The following is a 17,609-nucleotide window of genomic DNA, read 5'->3' on the forward strand; positions in this document are numbered from 1 at the left end:
CCGTCAGGCGACGGGTGACGGTGGCGGCTCGTCAGGCAAGGTCGGCTCACCCGGCTCCATCGGCGGATGATCGCCCGGTTGCGGTGAGTCGGGAGTGTCGGGATCAGGCTGGCCGGGCACGCCACCCGCCTGCAGACTGTGCGGGTGCGGATGGGCCAGTAGCGACCAGGCCAGCACCCCGACGCTGTTGGGCTGCAGCACGGCCAGCTTGGCACTGATGGTCGGGTCGAGTTTCATGAGGTGCTCCTGAGTGACTTGCGCCCGGCATAGTGCCGGGCGCAACAGTTCATCTCATTGGAGTCTGCTGACGGCGAGGAATTCCCTCGTTTTGTCGCCTCAGGTGCGTGGCAGGGTGACGCCGCGCTGGCCCTGGTATTTGCCACCACGGTCCTTATAGGACACTTCACACTCTTCATCAGACTCGAGGAACAGCATCTGCGCCACACCTTCGTTGGCGTAAATCTTCGCCGGCAGCGTGGTGGTGTTGGAGAACTCCAGGGTCACGTGACCTTCCCACTCGGGCTCAAGCGGGGTGACGTTGACGATGATGCCGCAACGGGCATAGGTGCTCTTGCCCAGGCAGATGGTCAGCACATTACGCGGAATACGGAAGTACTCGACGGTGCGAGCCAGGGCGAAGGAGTTTGGCGGGATGATGCAGACGTCGCTCTTGACGTCGACAAAGCTGCCGGCATCGAAGTTTTTCGGATCGACGGTCGCCGAATTGATGTTGGTGAACACCTTGAATTCGTCGGCGCAGCGCACGTCGTAACCGTAGCTGGAGACGCCGAAGGAGATCAGCCGGTTGTCGCTCTCACCGCGCACCTGGCGCTCGACGAACGGCTCGATCATGCCGTGTTCCTGCGCCATGCGGCGAATCCACTTGTCCGATTTGATGCTCATGGCGGGGTGTCCTGAAATTGCGTGGTGAAAAATTCTGTGGGGCATCTTACCGGGCCCGGCGCCGGGTTCAAAGTTCCATGCGCCATCAACCGTCGGATCCTTGTATCACGGGGCCTGCAAGGGGGCCCGCAGCACCGTCAGTCATGAATTATGAGAAAGCTTCACAAGACCATTGGCACGTTATGGAAAAAGGGTTAAGGTGACGCCACTGTGCTGCACGTGTCACTGAGAATATCTACCTGATGCAAGATCTCGATCAACCCATCTTCATGAATTTTCTGCCTCTTTGCACTCAGTCTCGGCCAGGGCGTTTCCTGAGTCGTAGTTAACTTTGTCCAAGGAGACAGACCATGTCCAATCGCCAAACCGGTACCGTTAAGTGGTTCAACGATGAAAAAGGCTTCGGCTTCATCACCCCACAATCCGGTGACGACCTGTTCGTACACTTCAAAGCCATCAAGGCTGACGGCTTCAAGAGCCTGAAAGAAGGCCAAGCGGTCTCTTTCATCGCTACCCGCGGTCAGAAAGGCATGCAGGCTGAAGAAGTAGAAGTTATCTAACTTCCGCTTTACAGCTTGAAGAAAGCCCCGCCCTTAACAGGTGGGGCTTTTTTTATGCCCTGATTTTAGGCTGCCTCGTGCCTCATCGCTGGCAAGCCAGCTCCCACAAGGTCCAGTGCATGCAGAACCTGTGGGAGCTGGCTTGCCAGCGATAGCATCACCTCAATCTTCGCTGATGGTGATATTCGGCATCGCCGGCGCCGCCGCTTCCTGCAGCACGATCCGCGCACCGACCTGACGAGCCAGTTCCTGGTACACCATGGCAATCTGACTTTCCGGCTCGGCAATCGCCGTCGGCTTGCCACTATCAGCCTGCTCGCGGATCAGCATCGACAGCGGCAGGGATGCCAGCAGCTCAACGCCGTACTGCGCCGCCAGCTTCTCGCCACCCCCTTCACCGAACAGGTGTTCGGCATGGCCGCAGTTGGAGCAGATGTGCACCGCCATGTTCTCGACCACGCCCAGCACCGGGATATTGACCTTGCGGAACATCTCCACGCCTTTCCTGGCATCGAGCAGTGCCAGGTCCTGTGGCGTGGTGACAATCACGGAACCGGCCACCGGGACTTTCTGCGCCAGGGTCAGCTGGATATCACCGGTGCCCGGCGGCATGTCGATCACCAGGTAATCGAGGTCGTCCCAGGCAGTCTGGGTCACCAACTGCAGCAAGGCGCCGGAGACCATCGGCCCGCGCCAGACCATCGGCGTGTTGTCGTCAGTCAGAAACGCCATGGACATGACCTCGACACCGTGAGCCTTGAGCGGCACGAACCACTTCTGATCGCGAATCTGCGGCCGGGTGCCTTCGGCGATACCGAACATCACGCCCTGGCTCGGGCCATAGATGTCAGCATCAAGAACCCCCACCCGCGCACCTTCACGGGCCAGGGCCAGAGCCAGGTTGGCGGCGGTGGTCGACTTGCCGACACCGCCCTTGCCCGAAGCTACAGCGATAATGTTCTTGACGTTGGCCAGGCCCGGGATCTGCGCCTGGGCCTTGTGCGCGGCGATCACACAGTTGATCACGATCTGCGCCGAGGCAACCCCGTCGATACCTTCGACAGCCGTTTGCAGAACCTGCGCCCATCCGTTCTTGAACAAACCGGCAGCGTAGCCCAGTTGCAGTTGCACGCTGACGCGATCGCCCTGGATATCGATGGCCTGGACGCACCCGGCGCTGACCGGGTCCTGGTTCAGGTAAGGGTCGGTGTATTGGCGAAGAACGGCTTCGACGGCTGCGCGAGTGACGGCACTCATGGAGACTCCCGTGATAAAGACTGAGCAAAACAGGCCACTATGCTAACCCGTCATCCCGCTTCAGATACGTCCATGGGGTGAAATAAATTTCCCGGCGTTTTATAGTGGCCGATCACCGTTTCATCTCAAGTAGCCGAAAAAAGTAGCCGAGCCCCCATGTCCGAGCCACGTCAGATTCTCGTCACCAGCGCCCTGCCCTATGCCAATGGTTCCATTCACCTTGGCCATATGCTCGAGTACATCCAGACAGACATGTGGGTGCGCTTCCAGAAACTGCGCGGCAACCAGTGCATTTACGTCTGCGCTGACGATGCCCACGGCTCGGCCATCATGCTGCGCGCCGAGAAGGAAGGCATCACCCCCGAGCAATTGATTGCCGCCGTCCAGGCCGAGCACAGCGGGGATTTCGCCGACTTCCTGGTCGAGTTCGACAACTTCCACTCGACCCACGCCGAAGAAAACCGCGAGCTGTCGAACCAGATCTACCTCAAGCTGCGTGAAGCCGGGCACATCGCCACCCGCTCGATCACCCAGTACTTCGACCCGGACAAAAAAATGTTCCTGGCCGACCGTTTCATCAAGGGCACCTGCCCCAAGTGCGCCACTGAAGACCAGTACGGCGACAACTGCGAGAAATGCGGCGCCACCTATGCTCCAACCGAGCTGAAGAACCCCAAGTCGGCGATCTCCGGTGCCACCCCGGTACTCAAGGACTCACAGCACTTCTTCTTCAAATTGCCAGACTTCCAGGCCATGCTCCAGCAGTGGACCCGCAGCGGCACCCTGCAGGACGCGGTGGCCAACAAGATCGCCGAATGGCTGGATTCAGGCTTGCAGGAATGGGACATCTCCCGTGATGCGCCGTACTTCGGCTTCGAAATCCCCGACGAACCCGGCAAGTACTTCTACGTCTGGCTGGACGCGCCGATCGGCTACATGGCCAGCTTCAAGAACCTCTGCGCACGCCGCCCGGAGCTGGACTTCGACGCGTTCTGGAACAAGGACTCGCAAGCCGAGCTGTACCACTTCATCGGCAAGGACATCGTCAACTTCCACGCCCTGTTCTGGCCTGCCATGCTCGAAGGCGCCGGCTACCGCAAGCCGACCGCGATCAACGTGCACGGTTACCTGACGGTCAACGGCGCGAAGATGTCCAAGTCCCGTGGCACCTTCATCAAGGCCCGCACCTATCTGGATCACCTGGATCCGGAGTACCTGCGCTACTACTACGCCTCCAAGCTGGGCCGCGGCGTCGATGACCTCGACCTGAACCTGGAAGACTTCATCCAGAAGGTCAACTCCGACCTGGTCGGCAAGGTGGTCAATATCGCCAGCCGTTGCGCCGGCTTCATCCACAAGGGTAACGATGGCGTCATGGTCGCAGGCGACGCTGCACCAGAGTTGACCGAAGCCTTCCTCGCCGCCGCCCCAGGCATCGCCGAAGCCTACGAAGGCCGCGACTTCGCCCGCGCCATGCGTGAGATCATGGGCCTGGCCGACCGCGCCAACGCCTGGATTGCCGACAAGGCACCCTGGTCGCTGGCCAAGCAGGAAGGCAAGCAGGATGAAGTCCAGGCGATCTGCGCCCAGGGCATCAACCTGTTCCGCCAACTGGTGATCTTCCTCAAGCCAGTGCTGCCTGTGCTGGCCGCCGACGCCGAGGCGTTCCTCAACGTCGCTCCGCTGACCTGGGCCGACCACCAGACCCGCCTGAGCAACCATCAGCTCAATCCGTTCAAGGCGCTGATGAGCCGCATCGACCCGGCCAAGGTCGAAGCCATGACCGCTGCCTCCAAGGAAGACCTGGCCGCCAGCCAGACCAGCGTTGTCACCGGCAATGGCGAACTGACCAAGGACCCGCTGTCGGCCGAGATCGACTTCGACACCTTCGCCGCAGTCGACCTGCGGGTTGCCCTGATCCTCAAGGCCGAAGCGGTGGAAGGCGCCGACAAGCTGCTGCGCCTGACCCTGGACATCGGCGACGAACAGCGCAGCGTGTTCTCCGGCATCAAGTCGGCCTACCCGGACCCGGCCAAGCTCGAAGGTCGCCTGACCATGATGATCGCCAACCTCAAGCCGCGCAAAATGCGCTTTGGCATCTCCGAAGGCATGGTGATGGCCGCAGGCCCCGGCGGTGAAGAAATCTACCTGCTCAGCCCTGACAGCGGCGCCAAGCCCGGTCAGCGCATCAAGTAAGGCGTATGCCCCGGCCGATTGCGGCCGGGGCGTTCTCATCCTCGCGTCATTGCCGGATAATGGCGTTCAGCCTCAGCATTCGGCCCCCTCATGAGCGAATTCATTCTGGCCCTGATCAGCGCCGCGCTGATCAACAACCTGGTCCTGCACCAGGGGCAGGCCATCGACCCGCTGCTGCACACCCACCCCGAGCAGAATCGGCGCCAGGTGCATGCCTTGGGGCTTTCGACCCTGCTGTTGCTGGTGTTGGCGGTCGGGCTTGGACAACTGCTTTTTCGTCTGGCGTTGCTGCCGCTGCAGCTTGAGTATCTGTACCTGATTGTTTTCCTGGTGCTGAGCATGGGGCTGATCGTGCTTACCCTCAGGTTGCTGACAGGCCTGCTGCCAGCCCTGCCCTTCGACGGTTTAGCGCCACTGCTGCTGACCAACCTGGCCCTGATCGGCCTGAGCCTGCAGGCCAGTGCAGGCGACCAAGGCATTGCGCAGACCCTGGGCTGGAGCGTGGCCGGAGGCCTGGGCTTCTGGCTGGCCCTGGGCCTGCTCACCGAGCTGCGCCAACGCAGCGACAATGACGATATCCCCACGGCCTTTCGCGGCCTGCCGATCGAATTGATCGGCGCTGGCGTGATGGCCCTGGCGTTTCTCGGCTTCAACGGATTATTGACTTCATGAGCCTGATTCAACGCATCGACGCCCTGCTGCCGCAGACCCAATGCGGCAAGTGTGGCCACCCTGGCTGCAGGCCTTATGCCGAAGGCCTGGCAGCGGGCGAAGCGATCAACAAATGCCCGCCGGGCGGCGGCGAAACCATCGCCGCCCTGGCCCGGCTGCTACAGGTTCCGGTGCTCGAACTCGACGCCGAACGTGGCAGCGCACCGGCGCAAGTGGCCTACATTCGCGAAGCCGAATGCATTGGCTGCACCAAATGCATCCAGGCCTGCCCGGTGGACGCCATCGTCGGCGCGGCAAAACTGATGCACACGGTGATCAGCAGCGAATGCAGCGGCTGTGACCTGTGCGTGGCGCCGTGTCCGGTGGATTGCATCGATTTGCTGCCGGTGAGCGCCGACAGCAATGTCGTGCCGATTGTCGGCGGCCTGGCCCGTAGCGCCGAAGCGCTGGCAGCCCGCGAGCACAAGCGCAACCAGGCCCGGCGCCGCTTTGAACAACGCAACCTGCGTTTGCAGCGCGACGAAGCACGCAAACAGGCTGAGCGCCTGGCCCGCAGCCAGCGTGCCGCGCCCCCCAGTGCTACCCCCGAGAGCGCCGTTGTCGACGACCCGATCAAAGCGGCCATCGAACGGGTCAAGGCACAGAAGGTCGCTGCCGCCGATAGCGCACTCAAGCAAGCGAAGATCGCCGCGGCCATGAGCCGGGCCCAACTGAACAAAGCCAGGACAGCTTTTGGCGATACGCCTGACCCAGCCCAGCAAGCACAACTGGCAGAACTCGAGAACGCAGCGCAACAGGCCCAGGCACGCCTGCAGACCCTGCAACCGGCAGTCGGCGATGGCCGATAATAGCGAACGCCTGCGCAGCACCATGGGCCTGGTGTTGCTGGCCTGCGCCCCAGGGTTGCTGACCCTGTTGTGGCTGCACGGCTGGGGGCTGCTGCTCAATCTGCTGCTATGCGCCAGTGCGGCGCTGGCAAGCGAAGCCGTGCTGCTGAAACTGCAACAACGCCCCTGCCTGCCTGCACTCAACGACGGCAGCGCCTTGGTCACTGCCGTGCTGCTCAGCGCAGCCCTGCCCACCTATGCGCCCTGGTGGCTACCGATGATTGCCGCCAGCGCCGCCATTACCCTGGGCAAGCAACTTTATGGAGGTGTCGGCAAGAACCTGTTCAACCCGGCGATGCTTGGCTATGCGCTGGTGCTGGTGTCGTTCCCGCAACACATGACCCTGTGGCCAGGCACCCAGCTGCTGGGCCTGAGTGATACGCTGCAACAGGTATTTGGCCTGCCCATGGGCGAACAGGTGGATGCCTGGGCACAGGCCACGGTACTCGACGGGCTGCGCAACAACCGCAGCCTGACCATGGATGAGCTGTTCGTCAGCCATCCGGGCTTTGGCCACGTGGGCGGACGGGGCAGCGAGGTGGTCAACCTGGCTTTCTTGCTTGGCGGTTTGCTGTTGTTGCAGCGCAAGGTGATTAGCTGGCATGCGCCCGTGGGCTTGCTGACCAGCCTGTTTGTGGCCAGCCTGCTGTGCTGGAACGGCTCGGGGTCGGACTCCAACGGCTCACCGCTGCTGCATCTGTTTTCGGGCTCGACCATGCTGGCTGCATTTTTTATCATCACCGAACCGGTTTCAGGGCCTCGGAGTCCAAGGGCCAAGCTGTTGTTCGGGGCCGGAGCGGGGCTGCTCATCTACCTAATTCGAACCTGGGGCAGTTATCCGGATGGCGCGGCGTTCGCTGTGCTGCTGATGAACCTCTGCGTACCGATGCTCGAGCGCTGGCAGGGAGAGGCAAAATGAACACCTCCTCCCTGCGTAGCGCAGCCGTGTTGCTGACCCTGGCCCTGCTGACCCTGGGCAGCGTGGTGCTCTGGCAGCACATCACGGCCCCGCGCATCACCGCCGCCGAGCAACAGCTCAAGGCGCAACGCTGGTTGAGCCTGCTGCCAGCGCAGCGCTATGACAACCAACCCCTGCACCACCCCTTGCGGCTACCAGCTGCCAACCTTGATCACAGCCGCCTGCTCGGCGGCTATCTGGCCACCTTGCAGGGCCAGCGCAGCGCCGTTGTGCTGCATAGCCAGATTCAGGGTTATGGCGGCCCGCTCGACTTGCTGATTGCCATTGACGCCAACGGTCGTCTGATGGCGATCAAGGTCTTGCAGCAGCATGAGACCCCAGGCTTGGGTGGCAAGCTAGTGGAGCCTGGCAACACCTGGTTGCAGGGTTTTGCCGGCATCAGCCGGCAGAACACTGCGGACACCGCTTGGGCACTCAAGCGTGACAATGGCCAGTTCGACCAGCTAGCTGGCGCTACCGTGACTTCCCGCGCAGTCATCCAGGCCAGCCATGAAGCCTTGCGCTACTTCGATGAGCATCGCCAGCAATTGCTCTCAGGAGGCGCCGATGAATAGCCGACTGCTCGCGATACTGATGGCGCCGCTGCTAGGCGCCACCCAGACGGCATTGCAGGCTTGCGTGATTGCCCTGTGCAGCGTGCTGATCATCAGCCTGCACCGCTTGTGCATGACGCCGTTGCGCAAGATGCTGGCCGGCACTACGGGCTTGCTTGCCAGCACGCTGCTGGCGGCCTCGCTGGTCACCTGCCTGGAACTGGGCCTGCGCGCCTGGGCCTTGCCGATGTCGCTTGCCCTGGGCCCCTATCCGGCGCTGATCGCCGTACAATGCCTGCTGTTCGAGTACGTCCGCGACGATAACCAGCACTGGCGAAGCGTAGCGCTCACACTGGCAGCGTTCACCTTGCTGTGCATTGCCATGGGTTTGGTACGCCAGGGCCTGGCCGACGTTGCCAACCTGCGACTGGCCAGCCTGTTGCCGGGTGCGCTGATTCTTCTGGGCCTGCTATTGGCCCTGTACAACCGGGTTTGCCAGAGGCGAGCCCCTTCACGTCGTCAAGGAACGCTTTGACCCCATGAATGCCGCCAAACGCCTGGAAATCTTTCGCAGGCTGCATGAAGACAACCCCGAGCCGAAAACCGAGCTGGCCTACACCAGCCCTTTCGAACTGCTGATTTCGGTGATCCTCTCGGCCCAGGCCACCGATGTCAGCGTGAACAAGGCCATGGCCAAACTGTACCCGGTCGCCAATACCCCCGAAGCGATTTACGCCCTGGGCGTCGAAGGCCTGTCGGCTTACATCAAGACCATTGGCCTGTACAACAGCAAGGCGAAAAACGTCATTGAAACCTGCCGCCTGCTGATCGAACAGCATGGCAGCCAGGTGCCAGAGACCCGCGAAGCGCTGGAAGCCCTGCCCGGGGTTGGCCGCAAGACTGCCAACGTGGTGCTCAACACTGCGTTCCGGCATATGGCCATGGCCGTCGACACGCATATTTTCCGGGTAAGCAACCGCACCGGGATCGCTCCGGGCAAGACTGTCCTGGAGGTTGAAAAAGCCTTGATGAAGTTCGTACCCAAGGCATATCTGCTTGATGCCCACCACTGGTTGATCCTGCATGGCCGCTATGTGTGCCAGGCGCGCAAGCCCCGCTGTGGAAGTTGTCGCATCGAAGACTTGTGTGAGTACAAGGAAAAAACCTCGGACGATTGAGCCAATAGTGAAAATACTGCTCAGTCGATTGAAAAAATCTTTTTTACCCGGTCAACATTTCTCGCTATAAGGTGCGCCAATGGCCCTCTTGGCTTGGAGTGACTTATGAGCACCGATAAAGAAGACCTGGATGTAGCAGTTGAAGACCTCAACCCTGAAGATGAGGATGAGGAACCCCGAGTTGAAGTGGCAAAAACCAACCTGAGCAAGCGCCGCACCATCGATAACATGCTGGAAGAGCGTCGTTTGAAAAGGCAGTTGGCCGATTTCGACTTCGACCTCTGACGGATCGACGTTCATAAATCAAAAAAAGCCTCCTGAACGGAGGCTTTGTTGTTGCTGGGTGGATCAAACCAGGCCGTTGCGCTGGGCAAGCTCGATCAGGTCGACCAGCGAGCGCGCATTGAGTTTGAGCAGCAAGCGCGTCTTGTATGTGCTGACCGTCTTGTTGCTGAGAAACATACCATCGGCAATCTCCTTGTTGGTCTTGCCCCGGGCCAGTTGCTGCAGCACCATCATCTCCCGCCCCGACAAGCGCTCGACCATATCTGCCTCGCTCGAACCACCAAGGTTCGAACGCACCGAATGCAACGCCTGGTTAGGAAAGTAGCTGTAGCCGGAAAGCACTGCCTTGATGGCACTGAGCAGCTCAGTGAGGTCCTGCTGCTTGCAGACATAGCCGGCAGCACCCGCCTGCATGCAACGCATGGAAAAGTGCCCGGGCGCCTGGGAGGTGAGGACCAGCACCTTGATGCCGGAGTGATTGGTGGTCAACCTGGCGATGACCTCGAGTCCATCAAGTTTGGGGATGCCGATATCAAGAATGACGATGTCCGGCCCATGCTCTCGCGCCAACTGCAGCGCGTCCACGCCGTTGTCCGTCTCTGCAATGACTTCATAACCATGCCGCTCCATCAACATGCGTACAGCCAGGCGAATGACCGGATGATCATCCACGATCAGGACTTTATTCATGGGCAAATCCAATTGTTCGCTGTTCTATTTTTTTGAGAACTCACAATAGCCTAGATGCATGACTTATTGCATTGCGTCACTAACCAGTGGTTGCATACAGGGACGCGCCCTACAGCCATATGAGAATTATCCTACACGCCGCTATTTCAATAGCGCTGCGAAGACACAGCAATTAAATATTGTCGCGCTCTTTCAACACTTCCTGAATAAAGATATCACCAACACTCGAAAGAGCCCATTACACACGGCCTTATTAGCTGAAGGAAAAATCCTATAACACTGCTTGATAAAAACAGTATCCAAGCATTATGCAAAACCGCCTTACACAAACCTTGGACAAAAGTGCCACCCGGAGAAATTTGCCGCGCTGTAGGTTAGCCCGGTCGATGTGCTAAACCCTGTTGCCATAAAGGACCTGAGTCACCGAGCAAGGTAGCCTGTGCATGAGCAAGATCGAGACGAAACACCCACTGACGATCATCGCGATTCTGGCTGGCGTCATCGAAGCATCGGCGCTGGCCTCGTTGCCATTTCTCAGTGCCGATAGCCAAGGCATCTACACCTGGTTCCTGGTGGGGTTTCCGTTCTTCCTCACGGTGTTGTTCTTTCTCACCTTGAACTTCAACAACAAGTCACTTTACTCACCCGATTCAAGCGATCTCATGACAGATACAATCACTGCACCTGCCGCTGCGCATATGCAAATCGTGGCGGAGCCTGCGCCTCCTGTGAGCGAATCTGTTACTTCAATAAGTACAACGGCCGAAGCCACTAGCACCGTGCTATTGAGAGCGGATAGTTCCGAGCAAAATACAGTATCCATCACCTTGGGTGGTCCGGCAGCCAGCGAACTCATGGAGTTTTTCACATTACAAGCAATCAAACCCGGCCAGCCGACTGGCAACACTTGGACTCTGTACAACCTCAACACCGGCGCTCAAACCACTGTGATAACTCAAGCACTGAACAAGACCTGAGGTTGCCCGGTAATGTCCAGGCAAAAAAAACCCCGGCAAGCCGGGGTTTTCTGAGCAACAACGATCAGACCAGAGTCCGACCCTTGTTGGCCGCAATGCGCATGCGCAGGGCGTTGAGCTTGATAAAGCCCGCCGCGTCGGCCTGGTTGTACGCGCCACCATCTTCCTCGAAGGTCGCAATGTTGGCGTCGAACAGCGAATCGTCGGACTTGCGACCGGTAACGATAACGTTGCCCTTGTAGAGTTTCAGACGCACTACGCCGTTCACGTTGACCTGCGAAGCATCGATCATCTGCTGCAACATCAGACGCTCAGGGCTCCACCAGTAGCCGGTGTAGATCAGGCTGGCGTATTTCGGCATCAGCTCGTCTTTGAGGTGAGCGACTTCGCGGTCCAGCGTGATGGATTCGATGGCGCGGTGCGCACGCAGCATGATGGTGCCGCCCGGGGTTTCGTAGCAACCGCGGGACTTCATGCCGACGTAGCGGTTTTCGACGATGTCGAGACGGCCGATACCGTGAGCACCACCGATCTTGTTCAGCGTCGCCAGCACAGTGGCCGGGGTCATTTCGACGCCGTCCAGTGCAACGATGTCGCCGTTACGGTAGGTAAGCTCCAGATATTGCGCGGTATCAGGCGCATTCTCCGGGGAGACGGTCCAACGCCACATGTCTTCTTCGTGCTCGGTCCAGGTATCCTCCAGCACGCCACCTTCATAGGAGATGTGCAGCAGGTTGGCGTCCATCGAGTACGGCGACTTCTTCTTGCCGTGACGCTCGATCGGGATACCGTGCTTCTCGGCATAGTCCATGAGCTTTTCACGGGACAGCAGGTCCCATTCGCGCCATGGTGCGATGACCTTGACGCCCGGCTTGAGCGCGTAGGCGCCCAGCTCGAAACGGACCTGGTCGTTACCCTTGCCGGTCGCACCATGGGAGATGGCGTCAGCCCCGGTTTGGTTGGCGATTTCGATCAGGCGCTTGGCGATCAGCGGACGAGCGATGGAAGTACCCAGCAGGTACTCGCCTTCATAGACAGTGTTGGCGCGGAACATCGGGAACACGAAGTCGCGTACGAACTCTTCGCGCAGGTCATCGATGTAGATTTCCTTGACGCCCATGGCCTGAGCCTTGGCGCGGGCCGGTTCGACCTCTTCGCCCTGACCCAGGTCTGCGGTGAAGGTCACCACTTCACAGTTGTAGGTATCCTGCAGCCACTTGAGAATCACCGAAGTATCAAGGCCGCCGGAATACGCCAGTACGACCTTTTTTACGTCCGCCATGCCATCACTCCACGGGGTTGTACGGAAAGCCGTCGATTCTACCGGCCTTGCGACAAAAATTACAGTGGGGCGACAGCTTGTGACGACAAAGCGACAAAAATTGTCGAGGCCGCGACGGACGGTCGCAGCTCAGGACTTGCTTGCAGGCTTCACCGTTTCAGCTGCGGCAGCCGGTGCGGCCGCTGGTTTGGCCACAGGCTCGACAGGGTTTTCTTGAGGTTTTTCGACCGGTGTTACCCGATCCAGTTCAATGTTCACGCGCCGGTTGCGTGCGCGGTTGGCTGCGCTGTTGTTGCTCGCCAGCGGATAGCGCTCGCCATGAAAGCGCAAGGTAATCTGCTCTTCGGGGACACCGTGGGCCTTGAGGTACTCCATGACCGCCAGCGCCCGGCGCCGGGACAGGTCACGGTTGGTCAGGCGATTGCCGCTGTTGTCGGAGTGACCGTCGAGTTGGATATGGTTGACCGTCGGGTCGGCCTTGAGGAAATCGAGAATTACATCCAGGCGTGCGCGTGCATCGCTGTCCAGGTCGATGCCACCCCCCGGGAAACCGACCCGGGCCTGACGCACCTGGTCATAGTTCATTGGCAAGAGTTTCGCCGCACAAGCCTGGTAGTCCCCATAGGCCTTGCTGAACTTGACCGGCAGCACCCGCACTTCCATGGCCCGCCCAGCTTCACCGGCGTAGTTGCGCACCACCGTGCTGCGGCCATCGAGCAGGCCGTTGATCAGGCGGCTGGCCTGGCCCTGGGAACTGGTAAAGAGCACGCCGCTGCGGGCCATGCGCACGGCCCCCAGGTTGATATCGCCACGCCCCGGCTGCCACGGCGCAGCCGCCGCCAGCAGGGTGGCGTTGCCGGAGCCGAGCACATTACTGCTTGATCGCAACTGGAATGTCGGCTGCTCGCCGGCGCGACGAACGAATTCGCCGCTGCCGAAATCGGCAATGGGTTGAACCAGCCGACATTCGAACTGATCGCCTTCGACCTTCCACTCGATGTTCTCCAGACGAGTCTGGAAGGTGAGTGCCATGGCAGGCATGCTGGCAAACACACTGAGCAGGGCTAGATAACGCTGGCGCACGGGCGGCTCCACAGATTTTCACGGTATACCTGCACGCTATCGGTCGGGCGCGGCAAAACTTGATAGCGAGTGCTCGTAACCGGCTTTTCCGGTAGCATTCACCTTGAGTTCGACCCGCCTGGAATCCCCAATGTCCGACCGCCTGACCCTCCTGCGTCCCGACGACTGGCACATCCATCTTCGTGATGGCGCTGTTTTGCCGCATACCGTCGGCGACGTCGCGCGCACCTTTGCCCGCGCAATCATCATGCCTAACCTGGTACCACCGGTGCGCAATGCCGCCGAAGCCGGCGCCTACCGCGAGCGCATCCTCGCCGCACGCCCTGCTGGCAGCCGTTTCGAGCCGCTGATGGTGCTGTACCTCACCGACCGCACCCAGCCCGAAGAAATCCGCGCGGCCAAGGCCACAGGTTTTGTCCATGCCGCCAAGCTCTACCCGGCCGGTGCGACGACCAACTCCGATTCCGGCGTGACCAGTGTCGACAAGATCTTCCCGGTGCTCGAAGCCATGGCCGAGGTCGGCATGCTGCTGCTGGTACACGGTGAGGTGACCCGCAGCGAAGTCGACGTCTTCGACCGCGAGAAACTGTTCATTGACGAGCACCTGCGCCGAGTGGTCGAACGCTTCCCGACCCTCAAGGTAGTGTTCGAGCACATTACCACCAGCGACGCCGTGCAGTTCGTCACCGAGGCTCCGGCCAACGTTGGCGCGACCATTACCGCCCAGCACCTGCTGTACAACCGCAACCACATGCTGGTGGGCGGGATTCGGCCGCATTTCTATTGCCTGCCGATCCTCAAGCGCAACACCCACCAGGTGGCCTTGCTGGACGCCGCCACCAGCGGCAGCAGCAAGTTCTTCCTCGGCACCGACTCGGCCCCCCACGCCCAGCATGCCAAGGAAGCCGCCTGCGGCTGTGCTGGCTGCTACACCGCCTATGCCGCCATCGAGATGTATGCCGAGGCGTTCGAGCAGCGTAACGCGCTGGACAAACTTGAAGGCTTCGCCAGCCTGCATGGCCCGGCCTTCTATGGCCTGCCGGCAAATACCGATACCATTACCCTGGTCCGCGACAGCTGGACCGCCCCAAGCAGCTTGCCGTTCGGCGAGCAGACCGTTATTCCGCTGCGCGCCGGTGAACAATTGCGCTGGCGCCTGCTGGAGGAAACTGCGTGAGCGAAGATCAGTACGAAGACGACCAGGAAGGTCATGGCGGGGGTCCGCGCCATCCAATGGCTGAACGCTTTCGCGGTTACCTGCCGGTAGTGGTCGACGTTGAAACCGGTGGTTTCAACAGCGCTACCGACGCCCTGCTGGAGATCGCCGCCGTCACCATCGGCATGGACGAAAAGGGCTTCCTGTTCCCGGAACACACCTATTTCTTCCGCGTCGAGCCATTCGAAGGCGCCAACATCGAGCAAGCAGCCCTGGAGTTCACCGGGATCAAGCTTGACCACCCACTGCGCATGGCAGTCAGCGAAGAGTCGGCCCTGACCGACATCTTCCGTGGTGTGCGCAAGGCGCTGAAGGCCAACGGCTGCAAACGGGCGATCCTGGTCGGCCACAACAGCAGCTTCGACCTGGGCTTCCTCAACGCCGCCGTGGCCCGCCACGACATGAAGCGCAACCCGTTCCACCCGTTCTCAAGCTTCGACACCGCCACCCTGGCCGGTCTTGCCTATGGCCAGACCGTGCTGGCGCGGGCCTGCCAGAGCGCCGACATCGACTTCGATGGCCGTGAAGCGCACTCGGCGCGTTACGACACCGAGAAGACCGCCGAGCTGTTCTGCGGCATCGTCAACCGCTGGAAGGAAATGGGCGGCTGGCAGGACTTCAACGACTGACGCTGCTACAGGCATAAAAAAACCGGCCATCAAGGCCGGTTTTTTTATGCCTGGCAATTACAGCTTGCCAGCGTTCTCGCTCAGGTAAGCAGCAACGCCTTCTGGCGAAGCGGTCATGCCCTTGTCGCCTTTTTTCCAGTTGGCAGGGCAGACTTCGCCGTGCTCTTCGTGGAATTGCAGTGCGTCAACCAGACGCAGCAGCTCGTCCATGTTGCGGCCCAGTGGCAGGTCGTTGACGATCTGCGAGCGGACAACGCCCTTGTCGTCGATCAGGAATGCACCACGGAAAGCGACGCCGCCTTCGGACTCAACGTCGTAAGCCTTGGCGATGTCGTGCTTCATGTCAGCCGCCATGATGTACTGGACCTGACCGATGCCACCGGCATTGATCGGGGTGTTGCGCCAGGCGTTGTGGGTGAAGTGCGAGTCGATCGACACGGCGATCACTTCAACGTTGCGCGCCTTGAATTCGGCCATGCGGTGATCCAGAGCGATCAGCTCGGACGGGCAGACGAAGGTGAAGTCCAGCGGGTAGAAGAACACCAGGCCGTACTTGCCCTTGATGGCCGAAGCCAGGTTAAAACTGTCGACGATTTCGCCGTTGCCCAGAACAGCTGGAACGGTGAAGTCCGGGGCATTTTTGCCAACGAGTACGCTCATGCGATATCTCCTGATGGGGTGGAATCATCTTGCACAGGCCAGCATGCAGCGGCCCGGCAGCGAAATGGCCGACCATCATACACCGCCCGGCGCTACTCGCCGAGTTTCAGTCCGAATGCTCGACAATCTGCCGTCGGTCGCTCTAGTCCGGCCGTTGCAGAAAGAGCTTTGACAAGCATTCTCATTAACATTAAGCTTCTTCGCATTGAGCCTTTACCAGCGATGGTCAGCCTATGTATGTGTGTCTTTGTGTTGGCGTGACCGACGGACAGATCCGCGATGCGATCTATGAAGGATGCTGCAGCTACAAGGAAGTCAGAAGCGCCACCAACGTGGCGAGCCAGTGTGGCAAATGTGCCTGCCTGGCCAAACAGGTGGTACGCGAAACCCTCACCGAGCTTCAGGTCAGCCAGGCTGCCCTGCCCTATCCTGTAGAATTTACTGCAGCATAATTCAGCACATTCCAAGAACCGGACCCAGCGTCCGGTTTTTTTATGCCTGTAATTCAAGTAGTTAGGAGTTTAACGCGGAACAAAAACATTCTTATTCCGATTAATTTTCATTTATTATTCAATAACTTAGGTTTGACAGTAGAAGTTGCGAGGCTCAAACTTGCCTTTATAGACACATTTATAGGGCAGGACCCCATCATGAAAGGCGACGTTAGCGTCATCCAGCATCTCAACAAGATCCTCGGAAACGAGCTGGTCGCAATCAACCAATACTTTCTGCATGCCCGCATGTACGAAGACTGGGGTCTGGAAAAGCTCGGCAAGCACGAGTACAAAGAATCCATCGAAGAGATGAAACACGCTGACAAACTGATCAAGCGTATTCTGTTCCTCGAAGGCATCCCCAACGTCCAGGACCTGGGCAAGTTGCTGATTGGTGAACACACCAAGGAAATGCTCGAGTGCGACCTGAAGATCGAGCAAAAAGGCCTGGTCGACCTCAAGGCCGCCATCGCCCACTGCGAGACCGTTGGCGACTTCGGCAGCCGTGAACTGCTCGAAGACATCCTCGAAGCCGAGGAAGAGCACATCGACTGGCTGGAAACCCAGCTGAGCCTGATCGACAAGATCACCCTGGAGAATTACCTGCAGTCGCAGATGGGCGAGTAAACCCTCCCCCGGTTGCAACAGGTATAAAAAAGCCCCGCACTGCGGGGCTTTTTTTAACCAACCTGGAATCAGGCCTTGTCAGCGGCCTTGGCTGCTGCATCCTTGATCAGGGTCTGCAGTTCGCCGTTGGCAGCCATCTCGGTCATGATGTCAGAGCCGCCAACCAGCTCACCGGCAACCCACAGTTGTGGGAAGGTCGGCCAGTTGGCGTACTTTGGCAGGTTGGCGCGGATTTCCGGGTTCTGCAGGATATCCACGTAAGCGAACTTCTCGCCGCAACCCATCACGGCTTGCGCCGCCTTGGCCGAAAAACCGCACTGTGGGGCATTCGGCGAGCCTTTCATGTAAAGCAGAACGGTGTTGTTGGCAATCTGCTCTTTGATTGTTTCGATAATATCCATGAAGCACCTCGCGGCTGAACTTTCCGACCTGAACTTTCCGACCTGGTTGTCGGCACGGTGACGCATTGTATCGGAAAGCCGGGCAGGACGCTCGGCCTTG

General features: G+C 59.7%; 21 protein-coding genes and 1 pseudogene. 14 read left to right on the plus strand and 8 right to left on the minus strand.

Features of this window, described 5'->3' with window-relative positions:
• Positions 1–3: 3 nt before the first annotated feature.
• Positions 4–237 carry a hypothetical protein gene (locus M5G17_RS19145; RefSeq protein ID WP_273894477.1) on the minus strand — a complete coding sequence of 78 codons (234 nt, stop codon included), beginning with the start codon at positions 235–237 and terminating at the stop codon, positions 4–6.
• A gap of 99 nt (positions 238–336) precedes the next feature.
• Positions 337–903 carry a dCTP deaminase gene (gene dcd, locus M5G17_RS19150; RefSeq protein ID WP_028943496.1) on the minus strand — a complete coding sequence of 189 codons (567 nt, stop codon included), beginning with the start codon at positions 901–903 and terminating at the stop codon, positions 337–339.
• Between the two features lie 350 nt (positions 904–1,253).
• On the opposite strand from dcd, the gene M5G17_RS19155 reads away from it, so the two are divergent.
• Complete coding sequence (locus M5G17_RS19155) at positions 1,254–1,463, plus strand: cold-shock protein (protein WP_010221054.1); 210 nt, start codon at positions 1,254–1,256, stop codon at positions 1,461–1,463.
• Positions 1,464–1,625: 162 nt separating this feature from the next.
• Here M5G17_RS19155 and apbC read toward each other — a convergent pair whose 3' ends face one another.
• On the minus strand, positions 1,626–2,720 hold the full coding sequence (apbC, locus tag M5G17_RS19160) for an iron-sulfur cluster carrier protein ApbC (protein ID WP_273894478.1): 1,095 nt from the start codon (positions 2,718–2,720) through the stop codon (positions 1,626–1,628).
• 156 nt (positions 2,721–2,876) lie between these two features.
• Between apbC and metG the strand changes: the two genes are divergently transcribed.
• The 8 genes and pseudogenes from metG (at position 2,877) to M5G17_RS19200 (ending at position 9,450) form a co-directional block, all read left to right on the plus strand.
• A complete protein-coding gene (gene metG, locus M5G17_RS19165; RefSeq protein WP_273894479.1) occupies positions 2,877–4,916 on the plus strand; it encodes a methionine--tRNA ligase in 2,040 nt (679 codons plus the stop codon).
• A 90-nt stretch (positions 4,917–5,006) separates the two neighbouring features.
• Complete coding sequence (locus M5G17_RS19170) at positions 5,007–5,588, plus strand: Rnf-Nqr domain containing protein (protein WP_273894480.1); 582 nt, start codon at positions 5,007–5,009, stop codon at positions 5,586–5,588.
• Positions 5,585–6,418, plus strand: a pseudogene (gene rsxB / locus M5G17_RS19175) (electron transport complex subunit RsxB); the annotation flags it as partial. The gene M5G17_RS19170 and the pseudogene rsxB, both read left to right, overlap by 4 nt.
• A 7-nt stretch (positions 6,419–6,425) precedes the next feature.
• A complete protein-coding gene (locus M5G17_RS19180) occupies positions 6,426–7,394 on the plus strand; it encodes an RnfABCDGE type electron transport complex subunit D (protein WP_273894482.1) in 969 nt (322 codons plus the stop codon).
• On the plus strand, positions 7,391–8,008 hold the full coding sequence (locus M5G17_RS19185) for an RnfABCDGE type electron transport complex subunit G (protein ID WP_273894483.1): 618 nt from the start codon (positions 7,391–7,393) through the stop codon (positions 8,006–8,008). Before M5G17_RS19180 ends, M5G17_RS19185 begins: the two co-directional genes overlap by 4 nt.
• A complete protein-coding gene (locus tag M5G17_RS19190; protein ID WP_273894484.1) occupies positions 8,001–8,522 on the plus strand; it encodes an Rnf-Nqr domain containing protein in 522 nt (173 codons plus the stop codon). Before M5G17_RS19185 ends, M5G17_RS19190 begins: the two co-directional genes overlap by 8 nt.
• 4 nt (positions 8,523–8,526) lie before the next feature.
• Positions 8,527–9,165, plus strand: coding sequence for an endonuclease III (nth, locus tag M5G17_RS19195; RefSeq protein WP_273894485.1), 639 nt, complete (start codon positions 8,527–8,529; stop codon positions 9,163–9,165).
• Between the two features lie 105 nt (positions 9,166–9,270).
• Positions 9,271–9,450 (plus strand): PA3496 family putative envelope integrity protein, encoded by a 180-nt coding sequence (locus M5G17_RS19200; protein WP_273894486.1) that lies wholly within the window; start codon positions 9,271–9,273, stop codon positions 9,448–9,450.
• Between the two features lie 63 nt (positions 9,451–9,513).
• Here M5G17_RS19200 and M5G17_RS19205 read toward each other — a convergent pair whose 3' ends face one another.
• Positions 9,514–10,140: a response regulator transcription factor gene (locus M5G17_RS19205; RefSeq protein WP_273894487.1), complete on the minus strand. Its 627-nt coding sequence runs from the start codon at positions 10,138–10,140 to the stop codon at positions 9,514–9,516.
• A gap of 443 nt (positions 10,141–10,583) precedes the next feature.
• Between M5G17_RS19205 and M5G17_RS19210 the strand changes: the two genes are divergently transcribed.
• Positions 10,584–11,117 carry a hypothetical protein gene (locus M5G17_RS19210; RefSeq protein ID WP_273894488.1) on the plus strand — a complete coding sequence of 178 codons (534 nt, stop codon included), beginning with the start codon at positions 10,584–10,586 and terminating at the stop codon, positions 11,115–11,117.
• A gap of 64 nt (positions 11,118–11,181) precedes the next feature.
• Here the strand turns inward: M5G17_RS19210 and M5G17_RS19215 are convergent, their stop codons facing one another.
• Positions 11,182–12,399, minus strand: a complete 1,218-nt coding sequence (locus M5G17_RS19215; protein ID WP_273894489.1) for an argininosuccinate synthase — start codon at positions 12,397–12,399, stop codon at positions 11,182–11,184.
• A 129-nt stretch (positions 12,400–12,528) separates the two neighbouring features.
• The gene (locus M5G17_RS19220; RefSeq protein ID WP_273894490.1) at positions 12,529–13,482 is read right to left on the minus strand and encodes a flagellar protein MotY; all 954 of its coding nucleotides are present in this window, start codon (positions 13,480–13,482) and stop codon (positions 12,529–12,531) included.
• Positions 13,483–13,612: 130 nt separating this feature from the next.
• Between M5G17_RS19220 and pyrC the strand changes: the two genes are divergently transcribed.
• Both pyrC and rnt read left to right on the plus strand, forming a co-directional pair.
• A complete protein-coding gene (gene pyrC, locus M5G17_RS19225; RefSeq protein ID WP_273894491.1) occupies positions 13,613–14,659 on the plus strand; it encodes a dihydroorotase in 1,047 nt (348 codons plus the stop codon).
• 56 nt (positions 14,660–14,715) lie between these two features.
• Positions 14,716–15,327 (plus strand): ribonuclease T, encoded by a 612-nt coding sequence (gene rnt, locus M5G17_RS19230; RefSeq protein WP_267954172.1) that lies wholly within the window; start codon positions 14,716–14,718, stop codon positions 15,325–15,327.
• Between the two features lie 57 nt (positions 15,328–15,384).
• Here rnt and M5G17_RS19235 read toward each other — a convergent pair whose 3' ends face one another.
• A complete protein-coding gene (locus M5G17_RS19235; protein ID WP_010221038.1) occupies positions 15,385–15,987 on the minus strand; it encodes a peroxiredoxin in 603 nt (200 codons plus the stop codon).
• Positions 15,988–16,220: 233 nt separating this feature from the next.
• Between M5G17_RS19235 and M5G17_RS19240 the strand changes: the two genes are divergently transcribed.
• Together M5G17_RS19240 and bfr are read left to right on the plus strand one after the other, a co-directional pair.
• Positions 16,221–16,439, plus strand: a complete 219-nt coding sequence (locus tag M5G17_RS19240) for a bacterioferritin-associated ferredoxin (RefSeq protein ID WP_010221037.1) — start codon at positions 16,221–16,223, stop codon at positions 16,437–16,439.
• A gap of 198 nt (positions 16,440–16,637) precedes the next feature.
• On the plus strand, positions 16,638–17,108 hold the full coding sequence (bfr, locus tag M5G17_RS19245) for a bacterioferritin (RefSeq protein WP_010221036.1): 471 nt from the start codon (positions 16,638–16,640) through the stop codon (positions 17,106–17,108).
• Positions 17,109–17,176: 68 nt separating this feature from the next.
• Here the strand turns inward: bfr and grxD are convergent, their stop codons facing one another.
• Positions 17,177–17,509, minus strand: a complete 333-nt coding sequence (grxD, locus tag M5G17_RS19250; RefSeq protein ID WP_273894492.1) for a Grx4 family monothiol glutaredoxin — start codon at positions 17,507–17,509, stop codon at positions 17,177–17,179.
• Between the last annotated feature and the right edge of the window lie 100 nt (positions 17,510–17,609).

The organism is Pseudomonas rubra (assembly GCF_028656935.1).
GTDB lineage: Bacteria > Pseudomonadota > Gammaproteobacteria > Pseudomonadales > Pseudomonadaceae > Aquipseudomonas > Aquipseudomonas rubra.

Bases quoted from the DNA above. Each gene is read 5' to 3' on its own strand.
- M5G17_RS19145 (WP_273894477.1), bottom strand. From the start codon at position 237: ATGAAACTCGACCCGACCATCAGTGCCAAGCTGGCCGTGCTGCAGCCC.
- dcd (WP_028943496.1), bottom strand. From the start codon at position 903: ATGAGCATCAAATCGGACAAGTGGATTCGCCGCATGGCGCAGGAACAC.
- M5G17_RS19155 (WP_010221054.1), top strand. From the start codon at position 1,254: ATGTCCAATCGCCAAACCGGTACCGTTAAGTGGTTCAACGATGAAAAA.
- apbC (WP_273894478.1), bottom strand. From the start codon at position 2,720: ATGAGTGCCGTCACTCGCGCAGCCGTCGAAGCCGTTCTTCGCCAATAC.
- metG (WP_273894479.1), top strand. From the start codon at position 2,877: ATGTCCGAGCCACGTCAGATTCTCGTCACCAGCGCCCTGCCCTATGCC.
- M5G17_RS19170 (WP_273894480.1), top strand. From the start codon at position 5,007: ATGAGCGAATTCATTCTGGCCCTGATCAGCGCCGCGCTGATCAACAAC.
- M5G17_RS19180 (WP_273894482.1), top strand. From the start codon at position 6,426: ATGGCCGATAATAGCGAACGCCTGCGCAGCACCATGGGCCTGGTGTTG.
- M5G17_RS19185 (WP_273894483.1), top strand. From the start codon at position 7,391: ATGAACACCTCCTCCCTGCGTAGCGCAGCCGTGTTGCTGACCCTGGCC.
- M5G17_RS19190 (WP_273894484.1), top strand. From the start codon at position 8,001: ATGAATAGCCGACTGCTCGCGATACTGATGGCGCCGCTGCTAGGCGCC.
- nth (WP_273894485.1), top strand. From the start codon at position 8,527: ATGAATGCCGCCAAACGCCTGGAAATCTTTCGCAGGCTGCATGAAGAC.
- M5G17_RS19200 (WP_273894486.1), top strand. From the start codon at position 9,271: ATGAGCACCGATAAAGAAGACCTGGATGTAGCAGTTGAAGACCTCAAC.
- M5G17_RS19205 (WP_273894487.1), bottom strand. From the start codon at position 10,140: ATGAATAAAGTCCTGATCGTGGATGATCATCCGGTCATTCGCCTGGCT.
- M5G17_RS19210 (WP_273894488.1), top strand. From the start codon at position 10,584: ATGAGCAAGATCGAGACGAAACACCCACTGACGATCATCGCGATTCTG.
- M5G17_RS19215 (WP_273894489.1), bottom strand. From the start codon at position 12,399: ATGGCGGACGTAAAAAAGGTCGTACTGGCGTATTCCGGCGGCCTTGAT.
- pyrC (WP_273894491.1), top strand. From the start codon at position 13,613: ATGTCCGACCGCCTGACCCTCCTGCGTCCCGACGACTGGCACATCCAT.
- rnt (WP_267954172.1), top strand. From the start codon at position 14,716: ATGGCTGAACGCTTTCGCGGTTACCTGCCGGTAGTGGTCGACGTTGAA.
- M5G17_RS19235 (WP_010221038.1), bottom strand. From the start codon at position 15,987: ATGAGCGTACTCGTTGGCAAAAATGCCCCGGACTTCACCGTTCCAGCT.
- M5G17_RS19240 (WP_010221037.1), top strand. From the start codon at position 16,221: ATGTATGTGTGTCTTTGTGTTGGCGTGACCGACGGACAGATCCGCGAT.
- bfr (WP_010221036.1), top strand. From the start codon at position 16,638: ATGAAAGGCGACGTTAGCGTCATCCAGCATCTCAACAAGATCCTCGGA.
- grxD (WP_273894492.1), bottom strand. From the start codon at position 17,509: ATGGATATTATCGAAACAATCAAAGAGCAGATTGCCAACAACACCGTT.